The sequence below is a fragment of the Propioniciclava flava genome, from assembly GCF_004126535.1.
In the GTDB taxonomy this organism is placed as follows: Bacteria; Actinomycetota; Actinomycetes; order Propionibacteriales; family Propionibacteriaceae; genus Propioniciclava; species Propioniciclava flava.
Map to the genome: position 1 here is coordinate 84,539 of NZ_PPCV01000010.1, position 20,709 is coordinate 105,247.

A 20,709-nucleotide genomic window follows, 5' to 3' on the forward strand; every position below is an offset into this window, starting at 1 on the left:
CCCTTTCGGACGGCTGCATTGCCGTCTCCCGGAACCACCGTTGGCTCCGGTTCGCTTGTGATTCGAAGTGGTGAGGGGGTGACAGGTGGGCGCATCACCAGTGCGCCCACCAGGACTGCGTAGTGTGCTCGCGAACCTCAGCCGATGAGGTGCATGAGCGCGAGTTGGTGCAGGTTCACGTAGTGGTAATCCCGCTGCGCGGCTGCGTCGACGTCGAAGTCCTCTTCGGCGGCGAGGAAGTCGGCAACCGACTCTCCCGGAGCCAAGGTGGGCTCGGCCAGGTCGTACACACCGGACAGCTTCAGCGCCTCCTGCACGGCTGGGTCGGCGCGGAACGCCTTGGCCTTGGCCGCCAACTGCAGGTAGGTCTCCATGTTGGCTGCCGCGGACTCCCAGACTCCGGCCATGCCATCGGTACGCGAGGGCTTGTAGTCGAAGTGGACGGGGCCGGTGTAGCGGGGGGCGTCCGGGCTGCCGGGGAAGCCGTTGACGAGCAGGTCCACCGTGAAGAACGCGCTGATCAGGTCGCCGTGACCGAACACGAGGTCCTGATCGAACCGTGGACCATGCTGGCCGTTGAGGTCGATGTGGAACAGCTTGTTGCTGAACAGCGCCTGGGCCAGGCCGTGGGTGTAGTTCAGCCCGGCCATCTGCTCGTGCCCGACCTCAGGGTTCAGGCCGACGATGTCGCCGTTCTCCAGGTCAGCAATCAGGCCCAGTGCGTGGCCGATCGTGGGCAGGAAGATGTCGCCGCGGGGCTCGTTCGGCTTCGGCTCCAGGCCGATGCGCAGGTCGTAGCCCTTCTCCTTGATGTAGCCGGCGACGGTGTCCAGGCCCTCCTTGTAGCGAGAGAACGCGGCGTGGAAGTCCTTAGAGGAGTCGTACTCTGACCCCTCACGGCCGCCCCACATGACGAACGTCTCGGCGCCCAGGGAGGCGGCGAGGTCGACGTTCTTGAGGACCTTGCGCAGCCCGAAGCGGCGCACGGAGCGGTCGTTGGAGGTGAAGCCACCGTCCTTGAAGACCGGATGGGTGAAGGTGTTGGTGGTCACCATCTCGATGACCAGGCCAGCCTTGTCGGCGGCGTCCTTCAGCTTGCCGACGATGCGGGCGCGGGTTGCGTCGTCTGCATCGAAGGGGAACACGTCGTTGTCGTGGAAGGTGATGCCCCAGGCGCCCAGTTCGGCCAGCTTGTCGCTGTACTCCCAGGGATCGAGGGTGGGACGGGTGTTGACACCGAACGGGTCCGTGCCGGTCCAGCCGACCGTCCAGAGCCCGAACGAGAACTTGTCCTCGGGGATTGGTGCGCGCACGATATGTAGCCTCCTTGCTATTTGTATCGCGGCACAACTTATGACGCCTAAGCGGGTCTGTCAAGGTCGAAGGACCCTTCGAGCGGGATCGAGACCACTAAGTTGCGTCGGCGGACTATATGAGGCTGCCCCCAGCCCCCCGCCGCGGAGAACGCCGTCATAGACAGCGGCGCCCCACCCGCGTCCTGCGAGTGGGGCGCCACGACGCCGCGATCCCGGAGCCGGCGGCCCAGGAGACGACCCGACCGCCCCGAGGAGGGCGGAAAGGCCAGCGCGTCAGTCGATCAGATCGTGGATCATGACCACCTGTTCACGGCCCGGCCCAACACCGATCCCGGAGATACGGCAGCGGATCAGTTCCTCCAGGCGCCGCACATAGGCTTGGCAGGTCGCGGGCAGTTCCTCGAAGGACCGCGCCTGCGAGATGTCCTCGCTCCAGCCGTCCAAGTACTCGTAGATGGGCTTGGCCGCCACGATGTCGTCCATGATGACCGGATAGGTCTCCACCCGGACGCCGTTGACGTCATAGGCGACGCACACCGGGATCTTGTCCCAGCCGGTCAAGATGTCGAGCTTGGTCAAGAAGACATCCGTGACCCCGTTGTAGGTGCAGGCCGCCTCGACGACCAGCGGATCGAACCAACCGCACCGGCGCGGGCGCCCCGTGGTCGTCCCGAACTCGCCACCCGCATGGCGCAGGCGGTCACCGTCGGCGTCCAGCAGTTCGGTCGGGAACGGCCCCTCGCCCACGCGCGTGGTGTAGGCCTTGGCGATCCCGACGATGCGGTCCAGCCGGGTCGGCCCCACGCCGGAGCCGGTGCAGGCCCCGGCCGCGATCGGGTTGGAGGAGGTGACGTAGGGGTAGGTGCCGTGGTCGACGTCGAGGTGGTGCGCCTGGGCCCCCTCGAACACGACGAGCTTGCCCGCATCGAGGGCGTCGTTGAGCTCACGGGCCACGTCGCGCACCATCGGGCGGACGCGGTCGGCGTAGCTCAGCAGTTCGTCGGCCACTTCACCGGGATCGATGGCGAGTTGGTTGTAGATCTTGACCAGGGACTGGTTCTTGGCCGCCAGCGCCGCCTCAACCTTGTCGCGCAGCAACTGCTCATCGAGCAGGTCCTGGATCCGGATCCCCACGCGGTTGATCTTGTCGGCGTAGGCGGGCCCGACCCCACGCCCCGTGGTGCCGATCTTGCGCTTGCCGAGGAATCGCTCGGTAACCTTGTCCAGCACCTTGTGGTACGGCGCGATGATGTGGGCATTCGCCGAGATCACCAGCCGGGACGTGTCGACGCCGCGCGCCTCCAAGGCGTCGATTTCGGAGAACAGGACGCCGAGATCCACGACCACGCCGTTGCCGATGACCGGGACGCCCGGATTGAGAATGCCCGAGGGCAACAGGTGGAGGGCGTACTTCTCACCGTTGACCACCAGCGTGTGACCGGCGTTGTTACCCCCCGAATAACGGACGGTGTAATCAACACGGTCGCCGAGTTGGTCGGTGGCCTTGCCCTTTCCCTCGTCGCCCCATTGCGTACCGATGACCACGATGCCTGGCATGATCGCCTCTCACTGCACAAACGGAAAGCCCGGCGCAAGTGCGACCCGGGCTCTTACACGCAGAGTGTACCGGGATGCGGCGGCACGCCACCGAGGTCCGCCTAGTGGTCCCCCGGCGCCCACGCGCCCACGACCGCTACAGGACCAACGGCCGCGACGTCGCCAACGCCACGTAGCCCGACTCCGAGGCCTCCAGGAGAAAAACGACGCAGCGCTCGTACTCGGCCTGCTCGCCGATGCGACGCGCCGCGCACGCCAAGGCCCACAGCACGCGCAGGAAGCCCTGGTTCGGCTCGTGCTCCCAGGGGATCGGGCCCTTGCCGCGCCAGCCTGCCCGCCTCAGCGCGTCCAGCCCGCGGTGGTACCCGGTGCGGGCGAAGGCGTAGGCCGTGACGTCTCCTTGCTGCGTCCGGGCGCGCATCGAGGCCTCCGCAAGGAGCGCCCAGACCAGCGACGAATCCGGATGCCGCTCCACCACGTCGAGGAAGCGGGCGTCCTCGGTGGCGAGCAGGTCAGCCAGCGCCGGGTCCTCGGGCAGTTCCGTCCGCCCCACGGGGGCGGCCAGGAGCAGGGTGCGCGCGTCATCGGCCATGTCGGCCAGCCTAAAGCCAAGCGCGGCCATGACGCAGACACAACACGACGAAACGGTGACGCAGCGAAGAGGAGGAGGTGTCTCGTCAGCGCCGCCCCTGGTGGCTGTGCCTCGCCCGAGGGCGCACGCCCTCACCGGTGGGACACTGGATCAGTGACCATGCCCGTCGCACCACCACCGGGCTGGGCCCCCGGGGACCCGGCCTATCGCCGCATCACCGTGGCTCTCTTCCTTGCCGGTCTTGCGACGTTTGCCCTGGTGTACTGCACTCAACCTTTGCTGCCACTCCTGGCGGACGCCTTCGACATCACGCCCGCGGCTGCCACGCTGTCGGTTTCGGTCACCACATTGTCCATGGGCGTGGCGTTGCTGGTGTTTGGCCCCCTCTCCGACTCCGTGGGACGCCTGGGGCTGATGCGCATCACGTTGCTGGTCGCCGCATTGATCGCGGTCGCGTCGGCGTTCTCCCCGTCCTGGTGGATCCTTCTGGCACTTCGGGGCGCCTTGGGTTTCGCGGTCGCGGGGCTCCCGGCCGTGGCCACCGCCTACCTCCGCGAGGAGATCGACCCGGCGTGGGCCACTCCCGTGACCGGCCTCTATATAGGCGGCACCGCCATCGGTGGCATGTCAGGACGCCTCATCACGGGATGGCTGGCCCAGGGTTTCGGCTGGCAGATCGCCTTGGGAGGCATCGGGGTGATGTCGCTGGTCATTGCCGTGGGGCTCGGCGTCCTCCTTCCCCCGGCACGACGCTTCACCCCGACGCCCCTGCGGCACGAGGAACTCCTCGACAACGCCCGGCGGATGGTGGCCGACAGAGGTTTGCTCACCTTGTATGGCATCGGGTTCTGCGCGATGGGCGCCTTCGTGGCGGCCTTCAATGGGTTGTCCTTCCGGCTGGCCGCGCCGCCCTTCGGCCTGCCGGTCGGGGCAGCCTCCCTGGTCTTTGTGACCTACGTGATCGGGTCGTTCAGTTCGCCGTGGGCGGGGCGGCTCGCGGCGCGATTCGGTTTCCGGGCCGTCGTACCCGCCGCACTGGCCGTCTTCGTCGCCGGGGTGGCGTTAACCCTGGCCCCGAACCTGGGGGTGGTGATCGTCGGGGTGGGGGTCATCACGTTCGGCTTCTTTGCCGCGCATGGGGTCACCAGCGGATGGGTGACGGCCAGGGCCGCCAACCGGGGGCGCGGCACCGGCATGGCCGGGTCGTTGTATCTCGCGTTCTATTACGCCGGTTCCTCGGTCTGGGGCGCCGTCGCGGGAACAGCCTGGTCATGGGGTGGCTGGGTGGCTGTCGCCGCCGTGTCCGGAGGGCTCGTCCTCATCGCCTGGGTGTTGGCACTCTCGATGCGCCGCGTTCCGCTCGCCCCTGCCCGCCCCTACGATGCGCCGCTGCCCTGATCCTCAGCGATCCAGGGTCTCTCCCGAGCGGTCGAGCAAGACCTCGGCCGCCACCACGTCGACCAGCGTCCGTGCGCTGGCTTCGGCCAAAGCGCTGTGTCCTTGGGTGATCGCGGCGGCGACACGCAAGTGGAGCACCACTGATCGGGGGTCCGGCTTCGGCTCCAACAATCCCAACCGGTTGCGTTCGGTCAGGACGGAGGCGACCACCTCCCCGAGCGCGGCGAAATGGTCGTTGCCCGACGCGGACAGCAAGACGCCGTGAAACGCGACGTCGGCAGCGAGGAACTCTGCGGAATCGCCCAGTGACGCAGCCGCGAGGTCGCGCATCGTCTCCGCGTAGCGGGTCAGTTCCGGGCCCGACTGGGGGGAGATACCGGCCGCCAGGCGCGCCGCGATGGGCTCAACCCCAGCCCGCAACTGCATGAGCTGGTCTAGTTCTTGCACCCGGGCGGGCCCGGACATCCGCCAGTGGATCACCTTGGGGTCGGCGACATTCCACGTCGAGCGGGGCTGGACGACGCACCCCACTCGCCGCTTGATGGCGACCATGCCGAGCGACTCCAACATGCGCAGGGCTTCACGCGCGACGCTCCGCGACACCCCAAAGCGGGTCTCCACCTCCTGCACCAAGATGATGGATCCCGGCGCTACGGCGTCGGTGGCGATGGATAGCCCCAGTGCCTCCAGCACGGGTTGATAGGCCACGGGTGCGGGCATGGTCACCTCCGTCATTGGCTGTGATGTGGCTGTGATGTGGCAACGAGACGCCGCCTGTTGCAAAAGGTTAGACCTTTGTGACAACGTTCGCAGCACCGGCAGGTCCCACAAGGAAGCGGGGTTTCCCATGCGCATCGTCATCACCGACTGCGACCACGACGCCTTCGACGAAGAGCGTGCCGTGGTCGAGGCCAGCGGCGACGAGCTCATCATCGCGAACGCCACCGACCCCGCCGCCCTGATTGCCAACGCCCGCGGCGCGGACGCGCTCGTGGTTCAGTACGCCAGCATCACCGCCGAGATCCTGGACGCCCTCCCGCAGGTCAAAGTGGTCTCCCGCTACGGCGTCGGCGTCGACTCGGTCGACATTCCGGCTGCTACGGCGCGCGGCGTCGCAGTGTGCAACGTTCCCGACTACGGCACCGAGGCCGTCTCCGACCACGCCATCGCCCTCGCCCTCAACGCGGCACGCGAGGTGGCGCGGCTCGATCGAGGCCTGCGCGATGGACGCGTCGATTTCCCCGGCGTCCGGCCCATGCACCTGATCGGCGGCCGGGTCTTCGGCATCCTGGGGCTTGGCCTCATCGGCAGCGCGACGGCACGCAAAGCGGCAGGCCTCGGCTTCGAGGTGATCTGCCACGACATCGCGGCCGGGGATGCCAGCGAGTTCCGCGGCTACCCGCACGTCAGCCTCCCCGAGCTGCTGAGCCGCGGCCAGGTGATCTCGATTCACACACCGCTCACGGACCTGACGCGCCACCTCATCGACGCGGACGCCTTGGCCTCCATGCGATCCGACGCCATCGTCGTCAACACTGCCCGCGGCCCCATCGTCGACACAGCCGCCCTCGGCGAGGCTCTGCGGAACGGCCAGATCCGCGGCGCGGCCCTCGACGTCACCGAGACTGAGCCCCTGCCTGCGGACGATCCGCTGCTGAACATTCCGCAGCTCACGGTGACCCCCCACATGGCTTGGTACTCCGAGGAAAGCTACGGCGAGCTGAAGCGGCGCACCGTCGAGAACGCCGTCGATGTGGCCGCCGGTCGTACCCCTCGCAACATCGTCAACCCCGAGGTCCTGGGGGCCCCGGGGCGCAACCACGGCCTGACCGCCGAGGTGGCCCGCTGATGGCCACCCACCGGGAGCGACGCGCCAGCGCGTCGTTCCCCCACTAAGACCAGCAGAGCGTGCGGCGCGACCCAGACGCCCACACTCCTGGAGCCCCTACGTCCGGTACGGGCACATTGCAACGAAGCATGAGGAGATGACCAATGCAAGCCAAGAAGATCGCCGCGGCGCTCGTCGCGGGTTTCACCGCGCTCGCCCTGTCCGCTTGTGGCAACGGCATTGCCGGTGGGGGTAGCGGTTCTGGCGGCGGCGCCAAGACGACCTTCCGCCTGGCCTTCAACCAGACCGAAAAGCACCCGCAGTACAAGGCTGCCGAGGAGTTGGGCAAGAAGCTGGAGAAGGCCACCGACGGCCGCTACAGCATCGAGGTCTTCGCCAACGAAACCCTCGGCTCCCAAAACGAGGTGGTGCAGAACGTCTCCGACGGCACCGTCGACATGATGTACATCGCCGGACCGGTCCTGGAGTCCTTCAACAAGGACTTCATCGTCTTCAACCTCCCCTACATGTTCGATAGCCCCGAGGCGCAGGCCAAGGTCTTCGCCGACGACGCGGTCATGGGCGGCCTGAAGACCTCGCTGGAGGACTCCAAGAAGATCACCGTCTTGGGCGCCCTGCACGCCGGCACCCGGAACGTGTACAACGCCAAGCACGCGATCAAGAGCCCCGCCGACATGGCGAACCTCAAGATCCGCGTCCAGCAGTCCGACTCCCAGGTCCAGATGATCAAGGACATGGGCGGCGTCGCGTCCCCCATGGGCCAGGGCGAGGTCTACACCGCGCTGCAAAGCGGCGTCCTCGACGGCGCGGAGAACAACGAGACCGTGTTCAACGCCCTCAAGCACGACGAGGTGGCGAAGTACTACTCCTACACCCGTCACCTGATGATCCCCGACTACCTGGTCATGAGCACCACGGTGCTCAAGGGCATGCCCGAGGCTGACCGCAAGGCCCTCCTCGAACTCGTCCCGGGCGCGGTCGATCAGGCCAACACCGGCCTCCTGCAGTACGCCGCCGACTCCAAGAAGGCTTCGCAGGAGACGGGCGCCAAGTTCAACGACGACGTCGACGTCGCCGCCTTCAAGGCCGCAACCTCCGGGCTGGTCAAGGCCTCCATCAACACGCCGGTGCGCCAGGCGTTGTGCGACGCCGTCCAGAAGGCCAACGCGAAGGCGTAGCCGGACGGTCCCCGCGATGCCGGCCGAGCGCTTCGGCGACCGGCCGGCATCGCCGACCTCCCTCAAGAAAGGAACCCCATGCTCAACGCCCTCGAAGCGTTCAAGCGCGGGCTGGACGTCTTCTTGCGATGGTTCTGCATCGTCTTGTTCGTCGTCTTGGTCATGCTGGTGACCTGGCAGGTCTTCGTGCGCCAGGTCCTGCCCCTGCCGAACCAGGAGTGGACCGAGGTTCTCGCCCGCATCGTCTTCATCTGGCAGGGCCTCATCGGTGCCGCCTACGTGATCGGCGAAAAGGACGACGTCGCCATCGACTTCCTGGTCAACAAGCTGCCCGGTGGCGGCGTCAAGGTCATGCAGATCCTCGCCCACGCCATCGTCGCGTTCTTCGCCGTGTGGGTCATGTGCATCGGCGGCGGGCGCCTGGCGGCGTCCACCATGGACGACGTCGTCCAGTTGCTGCCCATCTCTCAAGGCGTCATCTACCTGGCGCTCCCGATCGCGGGCGGCATCATCGCCCTCTACTCGGCGATTCACATCATTCACACCATCGTCAACCCGGCGCCGACCGTCGTCGACCCCAATGAGATGGATCTCACCGACCTGCAGGAGGAGTCGATCTGATGAACGCTGCACTCATCGTTGGCCTCATCTTGATCCTCGGCATGTTCGTGCTGATGTCACTGGGCGTCTCCGTCTCCGTGTCCATCGGCCTGCCCTCTGCCGTCGCCCTCGTCGTCCTCATCGGCGCCGACAAGGGCCTCATCACCGCCGCTCAGAAGATCTACGGCGGCATCGACTCCTTCCCGCTGCTCGCCATCCCGTTCTTCGTCTTGGCAGGCACGATCATGAACAAGGGCGGCATCGCTCAACGTCTGATCGACCTGGCCCGCGCGCTCACCGGCAAGATGCCCGGCGCCTTGGCACAGACCAACATCATCGCCAACACCTTGTTCGGCGCGATTTCTGGTTCCGCTCTCGCTGGCGCGTCCGCGGTCGGCTCGATCATGGCCCCCGCGCAGCGCAAGGAGGGCTACGACATGCGGTTCGCGGCCGCAGCCAACGTCGCGTCCGCCCCCTCGGGCATGCTGATCCCCCCGTCGAACACGACGATCGTCTACGCGCTGGTCTCCCAGGCCTCGGTGGGCGCCCTGTTCCTGGCTGGCTACATCCCCGGCTTGTTGTGGGCGTTCACGTGTGGCGTCATCGTGTGGTGGTACACCCGCAAGAACCCGAAGCTTCGCGGCAGCCGCTGGGCGACGCCCAAGGAAGCACTGCTCGCCTTCTGGCGCGCCCTGCCCAGCCTGGGCCTGATCATCATCGTCATCGGTGGCATCATCATCGGCTTCTTCACCCCCACCGAGGGTGCGGCCATCGCCGTGCTGTACGCCTTCGTCTTGTCGATGGCCTACCGCAACATCGGCATGAAGGACGTCCCGAAGATCCTGCTAGACGCGACCCGCACGTCCTCGGTCGTCATCTTCTTGATCGCGCTGAGCTCGATCATGAGCTACGTCATGACGTACTCGCGGATCCCCAAGATGCTCGGCGAATGGCTGGTCTCGATCACGGACTCCAAGGTCGTGTTCTTGCTGATCATGATGGTCATGCTGCTCATCATCGGCATCCCGCTGGACGCCACCCCGGCCGTGCTGATCTTCACGCCGATCTTCCTGCCGATCGCCGTGCAGTACTACGACATCCACCCGGTGCACTTCGGCATGATGTTGGTCTTCAACATGGGCATCGCGGTGATCTCACCACCCTCAGCACCCGTGCTCTTCGTCGGCGCAAGAGTCGCGGGTCAAAAGGTCGAGAATGTCATCAAGCCCTTGATGCCGTTCTTCATTGCCCTCATCGTGATGCTCCTCATCATCCAGTTCGTTCCCGAGCTCTCGCTGTGGCTACCACGGCAGGCTGGGCTGATCCGATAAAGGAGACGTGATGAAGCAATTCGTGATCAAGGGTGCCGAGGACGCGACCGTCGAAGACGTCGCGACCCCGGAGCCGGCGGCAGGCCAGGTGCGCCTCCGCGTCCGGTATGTGGGGATCTGCGGTTCGGACCTGCACTACTACTTCCATGGGGCCAACGGCGCTTTCGTGGTGCGGGAGCCTCTGGCGCCGGGCCACGAACTGTCCGCCGTGGTCGATCTGGACCCCAGCGGCGAACTGGCGCCCGGCACTCCGGTGACGGTGCATCCGGCGACGTTCGGGCCCGACATCCCCGGCATGGAGGATCAGCGGCACCTGAGGCCTGGCGGGTCCTACTTGGGCAGTGCGTCCACGTGGCCGCACACCCAGGGCGCGCTCGCCGAGACGCTCGTGGTGGGCAAGGACATGATCCGCGTCCTGCCCGAGGGCCTCGACCTCAAGCGGGCAGCCCTGGCCGAGCCGTTGGCCGTTGCGCTCCACGCCTGCACGATGGCCGGAGACCTCACCGGGAAGAAGGTGGTCGTCTCCGGTGCTGGACCGATCGGGCTGCTGGTGGCGTTCGCCGCCCGGGCCCGCGGTGCGGCGCAGGTCGCCGTCTCCGACGTGCTGACCGGCCCGCTGGAGCGTGCGGGGCAACTCGGCTTCACCGAGGTGTACCGGGCGGGCGAGACGCCGATTCCGGCGGGCGCGTTCGACGTGGCCTTCGAGTGCAGTTCGGCCGCCCCTTCGGTGGCTGCCTGCCTGGCGGCGCTGCGTCCTCGCGGCACCCTCACCCAGGTCGGCATCCTGCCGGCCAAGCCCATCTCCCTCGACCTCAGTTCGCTGGTGTCGAAGGAGGTCTCGTGGGTGGGCTGCTTCCGCTTCGACAACGAGATCGACGAGGCGGTGACGCTGCTCGCCGAGCATCCCGAAGCGGACGCCGTGATCACCCACGTGGTCCCCGCCGATGACGCGATCCGCGCCTTCGAGGTGGCGAAGGACTCGCAGAACTCGGGCAAGGTGCTCGTCGAGGTGTGGGGAGCGCAGGAGGCGTGACCACGCAACCACGCGTTGGCCTGCTCGGCCCGGGCCTGATGGGGGCGCCGATGGCGTCCCACATCGCCCGGGCCGGGCATCCCACCACGGTGTGGGCGCGCCGCCGTGAGGCTGCCGACGCCCTCGCCGGGGAGGGCATCACCGTCGCTAGTACGCCCGCCGAACTGGCGGCAGCCAGCGACGTCATCATCGCGATGCTCCCGGATCTGCCGCAGTTGGAGGCGCTCACGGGTGGCCCCGACGGCTTGTGGGCCGGGCTGGGCGGTCCCGTCGTCCTCGTGGTCTCCTCGACGGTCTCCCCCGCCGGGGTCCGCGATTTCGCGGCGCAGGCCGCACACGACACCCACGGTCAGGTGCACGTCATCGACGCGCCGGTCAGTGGCGGCGAGGCGAAAGCTCTCGACGGCACGCTCTCGATCATGGTGGGTGGGCCGGACGCCGACGTGGCGGCCGCCTGGGGGGTCCTGAGCGCCTGTGGCTCCCCCACCCATCTGGGACCCCTGGGTGCCGGTGCGGTCACCAAGGCCTGCAATCAGCTCATCGTGGGTGCGGAGGTTGCGGCGTTGGCCGAGGCGTCCCTGCTGGCGCGCGACGCCGGTATCGACCTGGCCACCCTCTTCGACGTCCTGAATCGCGGGTTGGCGTCCTCGCTGGTCTTGGAGCAAAAGCGCGACAAGTTGACCACCGGGGATTTCACGGTGTCCGGCCCGGCCAAGTTCATGGCCAAGGACCTGCGGTTTGCCCTGGAGGCAGCCGCGGCCTCGCAGACGCCGTTGCCGTTGGCCACGTTCTTGCGCGGCCAGTACGAGGGTCTCAACGCTGCGGGCCTGGGCGATCTCGACATCGCCGTCATGCAGCGCTACATCGACGAACAATCGTGACAGGAAGGACGACGACAATGCAGAACCGTTACGCGTGCGCTCCGGAGCATGTCAAGACGATGGATACCACCGAACTCCGGGAGCGGTTCCTGATTGAGGATCTGTTCCAGCCAGGCGAGGTGTCCTTGGTCTACAGCCATCAGGATCGGATCATCGTGGGCGGCGCTGTGCCGACCGATGGCCCCTTGACGCTTCCGGTCCCCGCAGAGCTCCGGGCGACGAACTTCTGCGACCGGCGCGAGTTGGGGATCGTGAACGTGGGCGCGGACGCCGATGTGACCGTCGATGGGACGACGTACACGATCCAGAACAAGGGCTGCCTGTACGTGGGCCGCGGCGCGGGGGCGATCACCTTCGCGGCCCCGGGGCGCTTCTACCTGTTCTCCGCCCCGGCTCACACGTCGTATCCGACGGTGCTCGTCCAGCCGGGCGAGGGCGACCAGCGTCACTTGGGCGAGGCAGCCACCTCCAACGTCCGCACGCTGAACCGCTACATCCACCCCGACGGCATCCGGTCGGCGCAGATTTCGATGGGTGTGACGCAACTGGCTGAGGGCAGCATGTGGAACACCATGCCCGCGCACACCCACGATCGCCGGATGGAGGCTTACCTCTACTTCGACGTGGCCGATGACGCGCGCGTGGTGCACCTGATGGGGCAGCCGGAGGAGACGCGTCACCTGATCGTGGGCAACGAGCAGGCTGTCATCTCGCCGAGTTGGTCGATTCATTCTGGCGTCGGGACGCGCGCCTACACGTTCGTGTGGGCCATGGCCGGGGAGAACCAGGACTTCGACGACATGGATCACCGCACGATCACCCAGTTGCGCTGAGCTCACACGAGGTTCCCGACAACGCCCGTGGGGGCCGCCTTCCTTGAGGGCGTCCACCACGGGCGTTGTCGGTGCGTCGGGAGCGCGTAGACCCTCAGGCGTCGTGTTCGGCGATGAACGCCGCCAGGGTGTACCGCTGCTGCATGAGGCCCATCCCTCCGGCCGCGTGCCGTGTGAAGGGCTCGATGAGCCGCCCCAGGACACCGAAGGTGCGGTAGCCGAGCGTGTGGGTGAGGTCCGTGCCTCCGGGGGCTTCGTGGGCGATGAACCGGTGGTAGGTGAGGTTTTGTCCGCTCCAGGCCGTGTCCAGCATCTCCCACACCCAGGTGAGGTCCTCGCCTGCTTCCTCGGCGCGAAGGTGGGCGTGCAGCCTCAGCGAGCGGCGCCCGCCCAGACCGGTGACGACGGCCCCTTCCGGTGCGGTGGGGTCCTGGCCGTCGTCGCTCGCGGGGCCCAGCAGGGCGAGAGCCGCGGGGTCGCGCAGGGCAGCGATCACTCGCTGCGGGGGTTCGGCGATGAAGTGCGTCACGCTGCGCGCAAAGGCAGGTTCGGGGAGGAGGCCGGGCGTCACGGCGGCCCGCACCGTGCTGTAGGGCTCATCGGAGCCTTCTTTGAGCGGCGCGGCGAGATCTTGCGGGAGGACCCCATCGGCATGGACGAGCCGCCGGATGATCCCCGAGGGCTCCTGCAGCAGGAGCACCAACAGCGCAAACGTGTCGGGCGACTTCCCGGAGGCGGCTACCAGGGCGCGGGCGCGCTCACGCAGGTCGGTGGGCCACGCTTCATCGCTCTGCGCGCGCGGTGGGGGGATCGTGCCCTCCCTGTGGACGAGGCCGAGCACACCCAGGTCGGTGGCGAGCATTTCCTGGGTGCGGGCCCTGGCCGTGGTGAGGGTCACCCCGTGAGCCCCGAGCAGGCGTGCGGCTGCCCCGCCGATGCCGAGAAGCCCGAGGTACAGGTGGTCAACGTCGATGGCTGCGGCCCCGACGCGGCCCGCCTCGTGGGCGGAGGCATTCAGCCAGGCTTGGGTCACGGTCAGCTTCATCGGATACTCCTGGGGGAAAGGGATGCGGGGAGTCGCTTGGCGTACTTCTTGTGGACGGCCTGGCGGGTTACCCCGAGCGCGGCCGCGATCTCGGCCCAGGTTCGCCCCGCGCGGATGGCCTCTTCGACGTGCCGGTATTCGAGCATGTCGGCGAGGGATCGCAGCGAGGCGACGGCTCTCAGCGCGGTCAGCGGGTCCGTCGCATCGGCGGCGAGGTTCGCCAGGTCTCCTGGTTCCATATGAGCAACCTAGGTTGACACACCCTCACCTGTCAACCGTCGTTGACAGGTTGCGGATACCCGTGACAGGACAGCGCCAGGGCGACGCCCGCACACAGCGGACGTCGCCCTGGCGACAATCAGTTCGGGTCTCGGCCCGAAACCGGAGGGATCAGGCGTGCGTGCCGACCGAACCCAGGTTCTGGCAAGCCTCGACGACGCGCGCCGTCATGCCACCCTCGGCTTCCTTGCCCCACGCGCGGGGGTCGTACTTCTTCTTGTTGCCGACCCCCCCGTCGATCTTCAAGACGCCCTCGTAGTTCGTCATCATCCACCCGGCAACCGGACGGGTGAACGCGTACTGCGTGTCGGTGTCGACGTTCATCTTGATGACGCCGTAGGAGACGGCCTCGGCGATCTCCTCGGGGGTCGAACCGGACCCACCGTGGAAGACCAGATCGAACGGGCGCTCAGTGCCGTACTTGGCGGCGACGGCGTCCTGAATCTCCTTCAGCACGGCCGGACGCAGCTTGACCGACCCCGGCTTGTACACGCCGTGAACGTTGCCGAAGGTCAAAGCGGTGATGTAGCGCCCCTTCTCCCCCAGGCCCAGGGCGGCGGCGGTAGCCAGGCCGTCCTCGATGGTCGAGAACAGCTTCTCGTTGATCTCGTTGGCGACGCCGTCCTCTTCGCCGCCGACGACGCCGACCTCAATCTCGAGGATCTGGTGGTTGGCGGACGTCTTGGCGAGCAGTTCCTCGGCGATGGCCAGGTTCTCGGCCAGCGGCACGGCCGAACCGTCCCACATGTGGGACTGGAACAGCGGGTTCTTGCCGGCCTTGACGCGCTCGGCGGAGACCTCCAGGAGCGGACGGACGTAGGTGTCCAGCTTGTCCTTGGGGCAGTGGTCGGTGTGGATGGCGATGTTGACCGGGTACTGCTCAGCCACGACGTGAGCGAACTCGGCCAGCGCGACGGCGCCGGTCACCATGTTCTTCACGGCCTGGCCGGACGCGTACTCGGCGCCGCCGGTCGACACCTGGATGATGCCGTCGCTGCCGGCGTCCGCGAAGCCCTTCAGGGCCGCGTTCAGGGTCTGGGACGAGGTCACGTTGATGGCCGGGTAGGCGAAGCCCTGCGACTTCGCCCGGTCGATCATCTCGGCATAGACCTCAGGCGTTGCGATCGGCATTCTTTACTCCTCACAGAAGACTTCGTGTGCGCCTTCTATTGTGTCTCATCCGGTGATCCGGCGCAGCAGCCAGCCCCGGGTAGCCGACCCGCGAGACAGCCAGGCTCAGGGAGCAACCAGTTGAAGCTGCTGCTCGACGGAGATGTTCCGGTCGATCGGCGCCAGATCGAGACCCAACCGGTTGCCTGACAAGGCCCGGACGGCGTTGTCGACCGCCGCAGGGGTCTGGTCGAGCCATTGCAGGGGAAGCGTCCGCCACGTCCCAGCCTTCGAGACGACCACGAGCGTCGCGCTCCGGCCCCGCCGGGGCGGCTTGACGAGAAAGGCCCGGATCGCCGACCACGGCACCGGCCCATCGAGGAAAATCCCGTCGCGGCCCACCCCCAACGCCAGGCCCTCGTGCAGCGCATTGACCGTGCGGCGGGCCAGCACCAACCCGACGATGCTCCCCACCAGGAAGGCCACCGTGATGCCCAGGCTGATCCCCACGACCCACCAGAAGCCCGGCCACAGGTTCGCCTGATTGAGCCACCAGATGACGGCCCACACGAGCACGGAGATCACCAAGGAAACGACGCGCCACACGACGCGACGGCGCTGAAGACGCCATCTCGCCACGGCGGGGGCCGGGTCGACCAGCACCGGATAGCTGAGCACGTCCATGGCGGCGAGCTTACCGGGCGGGTTCAGCCGCGATGCTGGAGCGACCACTGGTACATCGCGATCGCTGCGGCGGCACCCGCATTGAGCGAGCGCGTCGACCCGTACTGGGTGATCGCGACCAGCCCCGAGCAGAGAGCCAGCACCTCGTCGGTCAGACCGGGACCCTCCGATCCGAACACCAGGCAGCAGTCCCGGGGAAGCACCGCCGTCTCCAAGGGCACCGAGCCCGGCAGGTTGTCCACGCCGATCGCCGTGACCTGATGGTCCTGCAGCCACGCCGCGAAATCCTCGGCGCTCGGGTGGTGGAACACGTGCAGGTAGCGGTCGGTCACCATGGCCCCGCGCCGGTTCCAACGCCGACGTCCGAGAATGTGCACTCCGGCCACGTTGAAGGCATTCGCGGTGCGGACCACCGAACCGATGTTGAAGTCGTGCTCCCAGTTCTGGATGGCGATGTGCAGGCCCGCACGGTGGGCGTCCAGGTCGGCGACGATCGCCTCCACCGACCAGTAGCGGTAGCGATCCAGCACATTGCGACGATCCCCGTCCGCCAAGAGCGCAGGATCTAGGCGAGGATCGTCCGGCCACGGGAGCGGATGCGGCCCCACGCCAACGGTCGGGGCGGTGGGATCGTTCCATGCGCCCAGGTCCTGGGCAGACTCCTGCTCGTTCATCGGCTCACACCCTAGTCGGCGGACGCCTGCCAGCGCGGCGGACCACCGCCGGGGCTCCGCCTTTCCCCTCCCGGTAGGCTCGGGCGGACCCTTGTCGCTCCACAGAGAGATTCGCATGTCGCACACCGAGTCCCCCGACACGACCCCGACGCCCCACCTGGACGCCCCCGAGTCGATCGGCGCCTGGCTGGTGCGGCTCCTGAAGGGCATCGCCATCGGTATCGGCTTCATCCTCCCGGGGCTCTCGGGTGGCGTCTTGGCCGTCATCTTCAAGATCTACGACCCGATGATCAAGTTCTTGGCCAATGTGCGTCAGCGCTTCTGGTCGAATGTGCGCTACTTAATCCCCGTGGGCATCGGCGGCGTGATCGGCGTCGTGCTGTTCTCGATCGTGGTGGCTGCGGCGTTCGGTCGCTACGAGGCCGCCTTCGTCACCTTGTTCATCGGATTCGTGATCGGGACCTTCCCCTCGCTGTGGCGCCAGGCAGGCAAGCAGGGCCGGACCGTCCGCGACTACGCCATCTTGGGCATTGCCGCGGTGGCCATCTTCGCGATCATGCTGGTGGGCGGCCAGTCCGATCTCACCGTCCAGCCCAACATCGGCGTATGGCTGGCCTCGGGCGCGCTCATCGGCCTGGGGGTCATCGTGCCGGGCATGAGCCCCTCGAACTTCCTCATCTACTTCGGCCTCTACGACAAGATGGCCGCCGGGATCAAGGATCTGGATCCCGGGGTGTTCATCCCGTTGTTCCTGGGGCTGGTGCTGTGCGTCATCCTGTTCGCCAAGGCAGCCAACTGGGCCTTCAGTCACCACTATGCGGCGATGTACCACTTCATCTTGGGGATGGTGGTCGGCTCCTCGGTCGCGATCTTCCCCACGGTGGTGTTCGCGCCGGGCGCGATGGAGAAGGCGGAGCAGTCGCTGCCGATCTTCCTGCTGAGTTGCGCGGTCATGCTGGTGCTCGGCGTCGTCGCCTCCTGGCTGTTCAGCAAGCTGGAGGATCGTTACTCCGACGAGCGCGAGGCCATCGAGGCCACGGGCGACTAGGCGCGAGGCGCCTCGCGGCGCCCCCCCTGGTCAGCGGCGACTAGCATGCGGCCCATGGACCCCGTCGAGCGATCGCCACAGGAGCACGGGCGTGCCGCCTTGATCGCGGCGATCGTCGGCGAACTCCAGGGCCTCTCCCTTTCCTCGGATCGGATCGGGGCCGCTTTTGCGGCGCGTCACGACCTTCACCAGACCGACTTTCGCGCGCTCACGGCGATCACCCGAGCCGAGCGCTTGGGCGACCCGCTGACCGGACGACGGCTGGCCGACGCCTTGCAACTGTCACAGGCGGCGGTGAGCTACCTGGTGGACCGCCTCGCCGCGTCCGGCCACGTGTGGCGCGAGCCCGACCCACGGGATCGGCGCCAAACCCTCTTGCGGATCGGCGCACGAGGGCGCGAGGTGGCCGGTTCTTTCTTCGGCCCGCTCGCAGTCACCCACGAGGCTGCGCTGGCCCCCTACAGCGCCGCCGACCTTGAGTTGTGCCTGCGTTTCCTCGCCGATGTCAACGGCGCGCTGACCGCGTTCGGCGAGGGTCCCTCCCCCGGAGATACTTCAGTCATTTAAGGGCTTGGTCTATCCTGGCGGGGTGAGCGCCACCGCTAAACGCTGGGCCGGGCCCATGGCCTTGTACCTGCTGGGCATCTTCATGGGTGCCCTCGACACCGGGATCATCACTCCCGCGCGCCCCCTGATCTCCACGCAACTCGGCGTCGACGAATCCGCCGGAATCTGGATGATCACGATCTACACGCTCGCCTACGCGGCGGCGATCCCCATCATGGGCAAGCTCGCTGACCGCAGCGGACGCAAACCCATCTACCTGCTGTCCATCGCATTGTTTGGCGCCGGGTCGCTCCTGTGCGGGTTGTCCCAAGACGTCGGCAGCTTCGGCATGCTCATCGCCGCGCGGGCGCTCCAGGCCATCGGGGGCGGCGGCATCCTGCCGATTGCGACCGCGGAAGTCGGCACCACGGTGCCCCAGGAACGTCGCGGCCTCGCGTTGGGCCTCGTCGGAGCCGTCTACGGGGTGGCGAACATCTTCGGCGCCTCGGCGGGCAGCCTCGTGCTGCAGATCGCCGGGGCCGAAAACTGGCAGTGGATCTTCTACATCAACATCCCCATCACCCTCGCCATCCTCGTCACGGGGGCCCTGATCCTGCCCAATCACACCAGCGAGAAGGTCGCCCCCATCGATGTGTGGGGCAGCCTCGTCCTGGTCGCGATGATCCTCTCCCTCCTGTACGGGCTGCGGAACCTCGACTACCTCGATGTGGCGACCAGCATCACCAGCACCGAGGTCTGGCCCTTCCTCGCGGCGTTCCTGGCTCTTCTGCCCGTCCTCATCGTCGTCGAGCGACGCGCCGCCGACCCTGTGCTTCACCTGTCCTACTTCACCGATCGCGGCATCGCCTTGACGTTGCTGTTGTCGTTGCTGAGCGGGGTCATCTTGATGGGGGTCGTGTTCGTCCCGGAGTTCGCGGAGAACGCGCTGCGCCTGCCCGCGGGCAGCGGCGGATATGCGGTGATCGCACTGGGGCTGACGTCCGGCGTCGGTGCCCCACTGTCGGGACGCCTCACCGACCGCTTCGGCCCGCGCCTTGTCCTGGGGTTCGGGGCCTTGATCTGTCTTCTTGCCGCAGTGTCGCTGATCGGGTGGGCGATCCCCGCGCCGTCGACGGTGAGCGTCATGGTGTCGCTGTGCCTGCTCGGGCTCGGGCTCGGGTTCGTCGTCGGTTCTCCGCTGAACTACATGATGCTGGAACGTACGGCCCCAGAGGATTCCAGTTCCGCACTGGCCACCTTGTCGTTGATGCGCTCGATCGGGACGACGCTGGCCCCCGCGGTGATGGTCGGCTTCCTCGCCCAGGCGGGCGGGGTGATCCAGGCGGACGTGACGGCTGCGCTCCCGCGCAGTGTCCCGGCACCGGCCCTCCCGCATGCCGCCGAGTTGCAGGCCACGTTGACCCGCTGGAAGTCGGACCCGGACCTGGCCGACCGCCTGGGCACCCTGGATCCGGCGCTGTTGGCCCCCACCGATCTCACCATTGATCCCACCGCCGGGGGCACGTTGCCTGAGCCGCTGGTCCAGGAACTCCGCACCGCGGACGTGACCACCATCGTCGCCGTCTCCAAGGATGTCGCCCGCGCCATGTTCGCCCGCGAGACCCCGCACACGATCGAAACGATCACCGCGGGCGTCACCAGCGGCATCGACGGGGTGGACGCCGGCCTTGCTGGCACGGCGGACGCTGAGAAGAAGATGACCGACAGTCTCGCCACCATGTCCGCGAACCTCACCGCCATGGCGGAGGCGCAACAGAAGATGTCGCGCCAGCTCAACGAGATGGACGAGGGGTTGGCTGGCATGCGCAAGGGTGTGGCCGGTCTTGACGCCGGGATCGCGGGCATGAAGAAGGGCATCGCGGGGCTGGATCGGGCGGTGGCGGGCATGGACGAGGGCCTGACCGCCCAACGCGCCGCGCTAGCGGGGGCGGAGCAGGGGGCGGCTGCGGCGGCGCACTCCCCCGACCCGGGCGTGGCGTCGCAGGCGGCGGCGCAACTGGCTGGGTTGCGTGGAGCGGTGCAGGATCTGGAAAACAAGCGTGCCGCGGCCGTCAGCCAGCGCACGGGCCTGCAGGCCAAGCTGGACCAAGCGGTCGCCAAGCGGGCTGACCTGGTGGCGTCCCAGGCGAAACTGCAACAGGGACGCTCCGCGCTCGCGCAGGCGCGCACCAAGCTGACCCGCGGGCGCGACGAACTCCTCACCGCGCACAGCGACCTCACCGATGCCCGGGCGGCGCTGCTGGCCAAGCAGGATGAACTGCGCACCACCCGTGAGCAGATGGTTGAGCTCCGCGACGCGATCCCTGCGGCATTCGACACCGCCTTGACGACCTACCTCGACGAGATCGACCAGGCGGCCCCCGACATCGAACTGGCCTACCAGCGTGGCCTCAATCAGGGGTTCCGGGGCGTGTACCTGCTGTTTGGCGGGGCCGCGGCCCTCGCGCTCGTCGCGCTCGCACTTGTCGGACGCCCCCGGACCTGAACGCCGGTTCGGCCCTACCACCCCCACTAGGCGCCGCCCGGGGAGGCTGCTCCCCCAGCGCAGCAGGGGGCACCTACCCCCGCTGCTATCCCGGCGTCGGCAACGAGACGGCCCCCTTATGCGGCTCTTCACAGATGAGGGTGTAGCTGTGGTGCGACCTGGGGCGGCGCGTCGGTGTCGGGGTGAGGGTCGAGGTCTTCCGATGATGGGAGTTCTCACACAACCCGTCCGGAAGACCTCGACGTGCCT

Annotated in this window: 20 protein-coding genes; 11 read left to right on the forward strand and 9 right to left on the reverse strand. The window is 67.6% G+C overall.

Annotated elements, in window-relative coordinates; translation table 11 throughout:
- Positions 1-137: 137 nt before the first annotated feature.
- The 3 genes from xylA to C1706_RS12725 form a co-directional block, all read right to left on the reverse strand.
- Positions 138-1,313: a xylose isomerase gene (gene xylA / locus C1706_RS12715; protein ID WP_348981035.1), complete on the reverse strand. Its 1,176-nt coding sequence runs from the start codon at positions 1,311-1,313 to the stop codon at positions 138-140.
- 276 nt (positions 1,314-1,589) lie between these two features.
- Complete coding sequence (locus tag C1706_RS12720) at positions 1,590-2,873, reverse strand: adenylosuccinate synthase (protein WP_129459619.1); 1,284 nt, start codon at positions 2,871-2,873, stop codon at positions 1,590-1,592.
- Between the two features lie 136 nt (positions 2,874-3,009).
- Entirely contained in the window at positions 3,010-3,465 is a 456-nt protein-coding gene (locus C1706_RS12725; protein ID WP_129459620.1) for a DUF3151 domain-containing protein, read from the reverse strand.
- 159 nt (positions 3,466-3,624) lie between these two features.
- Between C1706_RS12725 and C1706_RS12730 the strand changes: the two genes are divergently transcribed.
- Positions 3,625-4,863, forward strand: a complete 1,239-nt coding sequence (locus tag C1706_RS12730; RefSeq protein ID WP_129459641.1) for an MFS transporter — start codon at positions 3,625-3,627, stop codon at positions 4,861-4,863.
- 3 nt (positions 4,864-4,866) lie between these two features.
- Here the strand turns inward: C1706_RS12730 and C1706_RS12735 are convergent, their stop codons facing one another.
- Entirely contained in the window at positions 4,867-5,583 is a 717-nt protein-coding gene (locus tag C1706_RS12735; RefSeq protein WP_164987558.1) for a FadR/GntR family transcriptional regulator, read from the reverse strand.
- 127 nt (positions 5,584-5,710) lie between these two features.
- Here C1706_RS12735 and C1706_RS12740 point away from each other — a divergent pair, with 127 nt between their 5' ends.
- The 7 genes from C1706_RS12740 to kduI all read left to right on the forward strand — a co-directional run bounded on the left by C1706_RS12740 (position 5,711) and on the right by kduI (position 12,568).
- Positions 5,711-6,712, forward strand: a complete 1,002-nt coding sequence (locus C1706_RS12740; RefSeq protein WP_129459622.1) for a C-terminal binding protein — start codon at positions 5,711-5,713, stop codon at positions 6,710-6,712.
- A 143-nt stretch (positions 6,713-6,855) separates the two neighbouring features.
- Entirely contained in the window at positions 6,856-7,890 is a 1,035-nt protein-coding gene (locus tag C1706_RS12745; RefSeq protein ID WP_129459623.1) for a TRAP transporter substrate-binding protein, read from the forward strand.
- 78 nt (positions 7,891-7,968) lie between these two features.
- The gene (locus tag C1706_RS12750; RefSeq protein WP_129459624.1) at positions 7,969-8,511 is read left to right on the forward strand and encodes a TRAP transporter small permease; all 543 of its coding nucleotides are present in this window, start codon (positions 7,969-7,971) and stop codon (positions 8,509-8,511) included.
- A complete protein-coding gene (locus C1706_RS12755) occupies positions 8,511-9,821 on the forward strand; it encodes a TRAP transporter large permease (protein ID WP_129459625.1) in 1,311 nt (436 codons plus the stop codon). The genes C1706_RS12750 and C1706_RS12755 overlap by 1 nt, the downstream gene beginning before the upstream one ends.
- 10 nt (positions 9,822-9,831) lie before the next feature.
- A complete protein-coding gene (locus C1706_RS12760) occupies positions 9,832-10,854 on the forward strand; it encodes an L-idonate 5-dehydrogenase (protein WP_129459626.1) in 1,023 nt (340 codons plus the stop codon).
- The gene (locus tag C1706_RS12765) at positions 10,851-11,735 is read left to right on the forward strand and encodes an NAD(P)-dependent oxidoreductase (protein ID WP_206661133.1); all 885 of its coding nucleotides are present in this window, start codon (positions 10,851-10,853) and stop codon (positions 11,733-11,735) included. The genes C1706_RS12760 and C1706_RS12765 overlap by 4 nt, the downstream gene beginning before the upstream one ends.
- A 17-nt stretch (positions 11,736-11,752) precedes the next feature.
- The gene (gene kduI / locus C1706_RS12770) at positions 11,753-12,568 is read left to right on the forward strand and encodes a 5-dehydro-4-deoxy-D-glucuronate isomerase (protein ID WP_129459627.1); all 816 of its coding nucleotides are present in this window, start codon (positions 11,753-11,755) and stop codon (positions 12,566-12,568) included.
- 94 nt (positions 12,569-12,662) lie between these two features.
- On the opposite strand, the gene C1706_RS12775 is transcribed toward kduI, so the two are convergent.
- From C1706_RS12775 to C1706_RS12795, 5 genes are all read right to left on the reverse strand, one after another.
- A complete protein-coding gene (locus C1706_RS12775; protein ID WP_129459628.1) occupies positions 12,663-13,613 on the reverse strand; it encodes a Clp protease N-terminal domain-containing protein in 951 nt (316 codons plus the stop codon).
- On the reverse strand, positions 13,610-13,852 hold the full coding sequence (locus C1706_RS12780; protein WP_129459629.1) for a hypothetical protein: 243 nt from the start codon (positions 13,850-13,852) through the stop codon (positions 13,610-13,612). The genes C1706_RS12775 and C1706_RS12780 overlap by 4 nt, the downstream gene beginning before the upstream one ends.
- 151 nt (positions 13,853-14,003) lie before the next feature.
- Positions 14,004-15,023, reverse strand: a complete 1,020-nt coding sequence (gene fbaA / locus C1706_RS12785) for a class II fructose-bisphosphate aldolase (protein WP_129459630.1) — start codon at positions 15,021-15,023, stop codon at positions 14,004-14,006.
- A 105-nt stretch (positions 15,024-15,128) separates the two neighbouring features.
- Positions 15,129-15,686: a hypothetical protein gene (locus C1706_RS12790; protein WP_129459631.1), complete on the reverse strand. Its 558-nt coding sequence runs from the start codon at positions 15,684-15,686 to the stop codon at positions 15,129-15,131.
- A gap of 23 nt (positions 15,687-15,709) precedes the next feature.
- A complete protein-coding gene (locus tag C1706_RS12795) occupies positions 15,710-16,360 on the reverse strand; it encodes a TrmH family RNA methyltransferase (RefSeq protein WP_129459632.1) in 651 nt (216 codons plus the stop codon).
- Positions 16,361-16,475: 115 nt separating this feature from the next.
- Between C1706_RS12795 and C1706_RS12800 the strand changes: the two genes are divergently transcribed.
- The 3 genes from C1706_RS12800 to C1706_RS14400 are packed head-to-tail and all read left to right on the forward strand — an operon-like array spanning position 16,476 to position 20,460.
- Positions 16,476-17,408, forward strand: a complete 933-nt coding sequence (locus tag C1706_RS12800) for a DUF368 domain-containing protein (protein WP_129459633.1) — start codon at positions 16,476-16,478, stop codon at positions 17,406-17,408.
- A 54-nt stretch (positions 17,409-17,462) separates the two neighbouring features.
- Entirely contained in the window at positions 17,463-17,975 is a 513-nt protein-coding gene (locus C1706_RS12805; protein ID WP_164987559.1) for a MarR family winged helix-turn-helix transcriptional regulator, read from the forward strand.
- Positions 17,976-17,997: 22 nt separating this feature from the next.
- Positions 17,998-20,460 carry an MFS transporter gene (locus C1706_RS14400; protein WP_129459635.1) on the forward strand — a complete coding sequence of 821 codons (2,463 nt, stop codon included), beginning with the start codon at positions 17,998-18,000 and terminating at the stop codon, positions 20,458-20,460.
- Positions 20,461-20,709 lie beyond the last annotated feature (249 nt).